A 7,036-nucleotide genomic window follows, 5' to 3' on the forward strand; every position below is an offset into this window, starting at 1 on the left:
ACCCGCACCCTCTGGGTGATCCATCAAACGCGCCCCTCACGGCCATCAACACCATGATTTATATCGGAAATATTGAGATCCTGACAGCAAAATCAGCGATTTACTTGGGGAATGTGGGGCATAGATACCGCAGAGGCAAACCAGGCCCGCGAGCAGCACCAACCACGGATCGTGGTCGTGCCGGACGCAGTCGAAAACCTGTACGACCTGGGAGTACATCATGCTCGGCTAACGGCAAGGCGTCAAGACATCCTCAACCGGTCCATATCGGCTTTCCCTGGCTGTGATCCAGGACCAAGGAAGCCGCAGTCGGGTTCTGCGCAGCCATGAACACTTACGTTGCCGAGCCCGCGCCTGTCGTTCGAACCGGCGACCATGCTCGACTGACATAACTTAATTTCGCTCCTCCGGGTCGGTTCCCAGTCGCTACAAAGATTTATGCCTCGCACCGCCGTGGCGCTGGTGGCATTAAGGGCATGAACGGAGGATTACGTCCATGGCACGCAAGAGCATCAAAAGCGACGCGGTGAAACTCAAGGGCGAGACGGCCAAGAAGGCACCGCCGCTGCCGGCGGGTGCCGACCAGCCGACGAACTATGCCGAGCAGCAGGGCCATGGCGGCGAAACCCGTCAGACGACCTCGGACGCGGCACTTACCATGACCACGCAGCAGGGCATCCCGATCGCGGACGCCCAGAACAGTCTCAAGGCGGGTCTGCGTGGCCCCACGCTGCTTGAAGACTTCATCCTCCGCGAAAAGATCTTCCATTTCGATCACGAGCGCATCCCGGAGCGCGTCGTCCACGCACGCGGCTATGGCGCGCACGGCGTGTTCGAACTGACCGACAGTCTGGCCGACTACACCCGCGCCGACGTGCTGAGCACGGTCGGGCAGCAGACCGAGGTGTTCGTCCGCTTCTCAACGGTAGCGGGCAACAAGGGCTCGCGCGATCTGGCGCGCGACGTGCGCGGCTTCGCCGTCAAGATGTACACGAAGCAGGGCAACTGGGACATCGTCGGCAACAACATCCCGGTGTTCTTCATCCAGGATGCCATCAAGTTCCCCGATCTGGTCCATGCGGCCAAGCAGGAGCCCGACCGGGCGTTCCCCCAGGCGCAAACCGCACACGACAATTTCTGGGATTTCGCCAGCCTCACCCCGGAAGCCTGGCACATGATCATGTGGATCATGTCCGATCGCACGATCCCCCGCTCCTTCCGCACGATGGAGGGCTTCGGCGTCCACAGCTTCCGCCTGGTGAACGCGGAAGGCAGGTCGACCTTCGTCAAGTTCCACTGGAAGCCGCGCCAGGGGCTCCAGTCGGTGCTGTGGAACGAGGCGGTCAAGATCAGCGGCGCCGATCCCGACTATCATCGCCGCGATCTTTGGGAGGCGATCGAGAGCGGTGACTTCCCGCAATGGGATCTCGGCGTCCAGCTGTTCGATCAGGAAACCGCCGACAAGCTTCCCTTCGACCATCTCGACTCGACCAAGCTCATCCCCGAGGAGGACGTGCCGGTCCGCATCGTCGGTACGCTCACGCTCAATCGCAACGTCGACAACTTCTTCGCCGAAACCGAGCAGGTCGCTTATTGCACGCAGAACATCGTGCCGGGCATCGACTTCAGTGACGACCCGCTGCTGCACGGCCGCAACTTCTCCTATCTCGATACCCAGCTGAAGCGGCTCGGCAGCCCGAACTTCACCCACCTGCCGATCAATGCCCCGCGCTGTCCGGTGATGAACTTCCAGCAGGACGGCCACATGGCGATGCGCAATCCGAAGGGGCGCGTGAACTATGAGCCGAACAGCTGGGGCGCGGAAGGCGGTCCGCGCGAGAACCCGGAGATCGGCTTCACCAGCTTCCCCGCCGAGGTTCAGGGGACCAAGCAGCGGATTCGGTCGGAAACCTTTGCCGATCATTACAGCCAGGCGCGGCAGTTCTATCTCAGCCAGCAGCCGATCGAGCAGAAGCACATCGGCGACGCGCTGGTGTTCGAGCTGTCGAAGGTAGATCGTGTCGACATCCGGGCCCGGGCGGTCAGCCACCTGCGCAACATCGACGAGGATCTCGCCGCTACCGTTGCGAACGGGCTCGGCCTCGACCTGCCGGACGCCGCCAAGGCGGCCAAGCCGACGCTAGACCTGCCGACATCGTCGGCGCTCTCGATCGTCGCCAACGGCCCGGCGAATTTCGCCGGGCGAAAGATGGGCCTGCTGCTGACCCATGGGTCGAGCGCCGAGCTGTTCAATGCGCTGACCAAGGCGCTGGAAGCCGAAGGCGCGGTCTGGGAGGTGGTCGCACCGAAGATCGGCGGGGTCACGCTCGACGACGGCACCAAGGTCGCGGCCAAGCAGAAGATCGATGGCGGACCTTCGGTCCTGTTCGATGCCGTCGCGGTGCTCCCGTCCGAGGAGGGGGCTGCGATGCTCGCCAAGGATGCGGCCTCCAAGGACTTCGTGGCGGACGCGTTCGGCCACTGCAAGTTCATCGGCTACACCGATGCAGCCGCCACGTTGTTCGACGCTTCTCGGGTGCCGGAGCTTGACGATGGCTTCGTAGCCCTAAGCAAGAGCAAGGACGTCAAGGCGTTCGTCACGACCTGTCGTGACCTCAGGTTCTGGGCTCGGGAGATGAAGGTCGATCTCGACGCGGCGGCCTGACGACCCTGGCGGGAGCGGCAGGTGGACGTCCTGCCGCTCCACTTAACGGCAAGCCTCATATCGCACGGACGTGGGACGTGCTGCCTCGCTCGCGTTCAACGGGATCGGGTCATACCATCGGCGCGGGCCGCGGTAACGACCCAGCGGCCGGTGCGGCGCGCGGTGCGAACCGTCCAACAACGCCCGGTCTCTGCGAGGAACCGGGCGTGGATCCCTGCCGCATGCTGGACGAAATCGTAGAAATCAATCCTGTGGTGCGCGAGCACGATGATGCCGCCTGGGCGCAGGCGAGCGGCCATCTCACGCGCAACCCGGGCCATCTCTCGCGCTGAGAGGTAATACAGGATCTCGGCGATCACGATCACGTCATAGACGAGACGTGGCGGTCGACCGGGGAGCACGAGCAGCGATGCGCACGCACGAGGCCAGGCGGCAACGGCGCGTGCCGTCAGGTCGACCCCCTCCCTCGTGCCCTCGGTCGCATCGAGGCGCAACGCCATCCTCGCGATCGCGGCACTGTTGGATCCGTTGCCGCTGGCCAGCTCCAGCACCCGTCCGACCGGTCGGTGACCTATCGCGTGCAGGATCGCGGCACGCTTCACCGCCTCGTCACGGGCGGTGAAGGTGCGCCAGGGATCGTCGTCGCCGGCGAACTTGGCGGCGAACCCGGCAAGATCGATCGGGCTCGTCACTTCGAACCCGGCCGGTAGCGCTCGACCGGACGAGCAAAGGCCGCAAGCTCGTGTCTCGCGATCGTGAAGCCTGCTGGGTCATCGGAAACGGCGCCGAGCTGCGTCCGGTAGACGCGGATCAGGGACCGTTTCACCGAAACTCCCCCGGGCACAGCGATGCGCCATGCCGGTCCGGACCTGTCCGGGCGAGGCGGCCACACGCGGTAGGTCAGCCGACTGGCGCCACCCGGGCATCCGGCTACGGCCGCGGCTACGGCGCGGTGATCGGGATGGTCGTCATCGCAGGCCGGTCCGACGATGAGATCGAGATCCCGGCATCGTGCGACCTGGCGGCGCAGCGCGCGATAACAGCGCCCCGGGATCGAGGGCAACTGGCCATCGGGCAAATTGAGGAACGAGACGTCGCCAGCAACGATGCCGAGACGACGTAGCGCATGAAGGCTCTCACGCTGGCGAGCCGCGACCAGTCGCGTCCTCGGCCATTTTCGGCTGCCCCGGTGAGATGCGGCACCATCGGTCACGACCGCAACCCGGACCCGAGCTCCATGGCGGCGAAGCCGCGCAATGAGGCCTGCCGCGCCGATGACCTCGTCATCCGGGTGCGGGGCGATCACCAGCGCGACACGCACGTTTCGCAGCGCGATCCTCACAGGATGGGGTCGAGGATGTGCTCGGCGACAGCCTGGCCGACGCGAAGGCGATGCGCGTCAGGCGCCGGCTGGCGCAGGTACACCATGAGATCGGCGATCTTTGCCGCCAGCGGATGCGACAGGAACAACCCCTGCAGCCCCACCGCCTCCTGCGCGATCGTCAGGGCGCGCTCGGCAAAACCGGCGATCGATAGCCGCGCAGCGGACACCCGGGCGAGGCGTTCCGCATCCGTCCCGCTGAACCAGGCGCCCGCCGTGTCGCGGATGCTCGCCGCTGCACCCTGGGCAAGCAGGAACAGGTCGGCGAGCCGTGATGCCTGGAACGGATCGGAAGCGCGCTCGTGGGTGGTCAGGTGGTCACGCACCGCGTCCAGCAGACCCGCGATACCGCCGGCATGAACCGCGGCGAAGCGCAGCGCGCCTCCGCTGAAGAACGGCTCCCGCGCATAGCTGCCGGGCTCGCCGATACGGCCGTCTTCACCGATCACAGAGCCGGACCAGCGCACCAGATGTGTCTCCGAGCGCTGCATGCCGATCGTCTGCCACCACTCCCGATCGATGGCAGGCGGATCGGCCTCGAGGTCGAGCAGGAGCAGCTGCGGTCCGCGTTCGCTATCCGCGGTTACCAGCGCGTGAGTCAGTATCCCCGCCCCCGATGCATAGCCCTTGCCGCCGGTCAGCCGTCCGCCGGTAAGCACCAGCGGCTCACCCGGCAGGCCCGCATTCCACACACCCAACGTCGCTCCCGCAGCGATGCGCGCCCGCAACGCAGCGACCTGGGACGACGTGCCGTATCGAAACACGATCTGCACCGCATCGACATGCCCCTCAAGCAGGCGCCCGATGGGGAGATCCCGGCGTCCCGCAGCGTAAAGAGGGCGGAGCAGGTCCAGATATGCCTTGGGCGTCGTCGGATCGCCGGCGGGATCGGTCGCCCACCCCGCCGCGACGATCCCATGACGCAGAGCTCCGGCCGTCGTCATACCGCCTGCTCGCAAAGCTGGTTCTCGAGCGTTGCCAAGGCATGCTCGGCCTCGACGAGGGTGACATCGGGTATATCGGGCAGTGCCGGCACGACACGCATGGCGAACGCCTCTGCGTTGGGGCAGTCGCGCGCAACGCCGATCACATGGTCACCGGTCAATCCGATACGGTCGCCGAAGCGAGCTGCGACAAAGGAATCGGGGAGCCCGGCCCAAATGCGGCGCGCCTCCGCCTGCTGTCGGTATTGCCATGCCGCCCCTCGGGGATGCGGCATTGAGGGTGCCCCGTGATGGTCGATGGCACTGAGCGCAGCCGCCATGCCGCCCGGCGCCCGGCCGAGCCGCCGTGAGGAGGTCGCAACCACCATGCCGGGATCGCGGCGCACGCGAAACCCGGCGCGCCCGGCATCGTCGAGCAGGGCGGCGTCCTCGCCGCATGGCACCGGCTGGAAGCCACCCAGCGCCTGATAGGCTCCGGGTCGGAAGGCCATGTTGGCGCCTCCCGAGCAGTGGGAGCCGGTCGGACTGTCCCACGGAACGGGGTCGACCGATCGTCGGTAGGCGTGAAGCCGATCGAGGTAGCGCTCGACCCTCCCCTGCACCGGATCCCGCTCCGCTGCGATCCGGACGATTCGCCCGGCGACAAGGTCGGCCGAGGCCAGGCCCTGCAGTGCCGCCCTGACCCAATCGGCACGGGGCTGGCTGTCGGCGTCGGTCGTCAGGAGAATACCGTGGGGCGTGCTCGCCGCATGATGCAGGCCGAGGGCGATGGCGGCCCGGCGTGCACGACCGGCATTGGCATCAGGGGACGGGTCTCCCTGAGCCACCGTGAACGGAAGGGCCATGCGACCAGCATGCTCGAGTATTACCTGCTCGCTCGCATCCGAGCAATTATCAAGGAGGAAGAACACGGCAGCCTCGACGTCGCCCAGGTCCAGTCGCTCGATCGCCTCCAGCAACTTCGGTAACGCAGTCTCCTCGTTGCGGACCGGAACACAGATCGCAGCTGACACAGGTCGCAACGGCACCCCCACCATCGGTTTCGCAGGACCGGCGACCCTGCCTTGCAGGACTGTAGGTGATAAACGCCGGTTTCGATAGCTGCTCGCGGTGATGCAAGATGCCAGATCGTCATGCAGGACTATAGGTTTGCCCGGTTTCAACCGAGATATCGGCGTCGGGTAGGTAGCCGTCGAAGTTCGCGCCGCGCACCTACAAGCTGCTGTTCGACATGGCAGGCTACCCGGATGCGAAGGCGGTGCCATTCTTCCCCGAGATCGATCCCGTGTTCCGCGTCACCGACCCTGCCGCGCACTACCATGTGCCGGTCTGAGCTGCCCCCTTCTGAGTGGTCCATCGACTATTACAGTCTGGACCAAGGAAGGGACGACGAATGCCTGCGAAGAAGCACAAGCCCGAGGAGATTATCGGGAAGCTACGTGAGGTTGAGATCATGCTGGGTCAGCACCGGTCGACGCAGCGCAAGGTGCCGTTCGGGGCAGATGACGAAGAGGCGCTGACCGAGGATATCATCGCCCTTGCCAGGCAGTACGGGCGCTACGGCTATCGCCGGGTGACGGCGCTGCTGCATGCGGCGGGTTGGTCGGTGAACCATAAACGGGTGGAACGGATCTGGCGACGCGAGGGGCTGAAGGTGCCGCAGCGCCAGCCGAAACGCGGCCGGTTATGGCTGAACGATGGCTCGTGCATCCGGTTGCGGCCGGAGTATCCGGGGCATGTCTGGGCTTACGACTTCGTCGAGGAACGCACCCATGACGGACGCAAGTTCCGCATCCTTACCATTATCGACGAGGCGAGCAGGGAGTGCCTGGCACTCGTCGTCGCGCGCCAGCTCAAACACGAAGACGTACTGGCAGCGCTGGCCGAGTTGTTCATCGAGCGTGGTCCGCCCGCGCATATCAGGTCGGACAACGTCCTATGTCGGGAAGCAGCGGCGGGTTTTGGCCAGCAGATATCCATGCGCCGACAACCGTCGGCGCGGCATGCAATCTGAGCCAGATGGCTCCCACCGTCAACGGGATCGCT

At 65.5% G+C, this 7,036-nt stretch carries 5 protein-coding genes and 2 pseudogenes; 3 read left to right on the forward strand and 4 right to left on the reverse strand.

Features of this window, described 5'->3' with window-relative positions:
• Positions 1-496 precede the first annotated feature (496 nt).
• The gene (locus ACP690_RS17855; protein WP_170170546.1) at positions 497-2,665 is read left to right on the forward strand and encodes a catalase; all 2,169 of its coding nucleotides are present in this window, start codon (positions 497-499) and stop codon (positions 2,663-2,665) included.
• 95 nt (positions 2,666-2,760) lie between these two features.
• Here ACP690_RS17855 and ACP690_RS17860 read toward each other — a convergent pair whose 3' ends face one another.
• The 4 genes from ACP690_RS17860 to ACP690_RS17875 are packed head-to-tail and all read right to left on the reverse strand — an operon-like array spanning position 2,761 to position 5,949.
• A complete protein-coding gene (locus tag ACP690_RS17860; protein ID WP_076711215.1) occupies positions 2,761-3,357 on the reverse strand; it encodes a class I SAM-dependent methyltransferase in 597 nt (198 codons plus the stop codon).
• Positions 3,354-3,986 (reverse strand): PIG-L deacetylase family protein, encoded by a 633-nt coding sequence (locus ACP690_RS17865; RefSeq protein WP_232307964.1) that lies wholly within the window; start codon positions 3,984-3,986, stop codon positions 3,354-3,356. The genes ACP690_RS17860 and ACP690_RS17865 overlap by 4 nt, the downstream gene beginning before the upstream one ends.
• Before the next feature lie 17 nt (positions 3,987-4,003).
• On the reverse strand, positions 4,004-4,990 hold the full coding sequence (locus tag ACP690_RS17870) for an acyl-CoA dehydrogenase (RefSeq protein ID WP_426261889.1): 987 nt from the start codon (positions 4,988-4,990) through the stop codon (positions 4,004-4,006).
• Positions 4,987-5,949 (reverse strand): glycosyltransferase, encoded by a 963-nt coding sequence (locus tag ACP690_RS17875; RefSeq protein WP_426261888.1) that lies wholly within the window; start codon positions 5,947-5,949, stop codon positions 4,987-4,989. Before ACP690_RS17875 ends, ACP690_RS17870 begins: the two co-directional genes overlap by 4 nt.
• A 248-nt stretch (positions 5,950-6,197) precedes the next feature.
• Between ACP690_RS17875 and ACP690_RS17880 the strand changes: the two are divergent.
• Together ACP690_RS17880 and ACP690_RS17885 are read left to right on the forward strand one after the other, a co-directional pair.
• A pseudogene (locus ACP690_RS17880) lies at positions 6,198-6,323 on the forward strand (hydroxyisourate hydrolase); the annotation flags it as partial.
• A gap of 120 nt (positions 6,324-6,443) precedes the next feature.
• Positions 6,444-6,923: pseudogene (locus ACP690_RS17885) on the forward strand (IS3 family transposase); the annotation flags it as partial.
• Positions 6,924-7,036 lie beyond the last annotated feature (113 nt).

Origin of the sequence: Sphingomonas sp. DC4900 (assembly GCF_049896485.1) — a bacterium.
Taxonomy (GTDB): domain Bacteria; phylum Pseudomonadota; class Alphaproteobacteria; order Sphingomonadales; family Sphingomonadaceae; genus Sphingomonas; species Sphingomonas aquatilis.

What these genes read in the sequence shown, in the direction of transcription:
- ACP690_RS17870 (WP_426261889.1), bottom strand. Translation starts at nt 4,990, where the DNA reads ATGACGACGGCCGGAGCTCTGCGTCATGGGATCGTCGCGGCGGGGTGG.
- ACP690_RS17855 (WP_170170546.1), top strand. Translation starts at nt 497, where the DNA reads ATGGCACGCAAGAGCATCAAAAGCGACGCGGTGAAACTCAAGGGCGAG.